Annotated in this window: 1 protein-coding gene; it reads right to left on the bottom strand. The window is 74.1% G+C overall.

The genetic code is table 11. The features are described 5' to 3' along the window. Window positions 1-127: 127 nt before the first annotated feature. On the bottom strand, window positions 128-297 hold a 170-nt coding region (locus WDW90_RS38800; protein ID WP_336492957.1), incomplete at its 5' end, for an MOFRL family protein.

Here is a 297-nt window from a genome sequence, read left to right as displayed (position 1 = left end):
CGCGATTCCGCCCGTGCTGGCCGTCAGGTTGCACATGCGCAGGTCCGCACGGGCCGGCCCGGCGGCCCGGCCGGCAAGCACGATGCCGCCGGCCAGGGCGGTGCTCAGGCGCGTCGCCGACAGGGCCCTAGCCCACCAGGATGATGCGGCAATCGTTGACATTGGTGCGAGTGGGACCGGGCTGGACGAGGTCGCCGATCGTCTGGAAGCAGCGGGTCGAGTCGTTGTCGGCGAGCATCGCGGCCGGATCGAGGCCGGCCGCGCGGGCGCGCGCCAGGGTCGTCGGGTCGACGAGGC

This window comes from Methylobacterium nigriterrae, assembly GCF_037106235.1.
GTDB classification, from domain to species: Bacteria; Pseudomonadota; Alphaproteobacteria; order Rhizobiales; family Beijerinckiaceae; genus Methylobacterium; species Methylobacterium nigriterrae.
The sequence above is the reverse complement of the archived record's forward strand: the minus strand, read 5'-3'. Positions and strand labels throughout refer to the sequence as shown.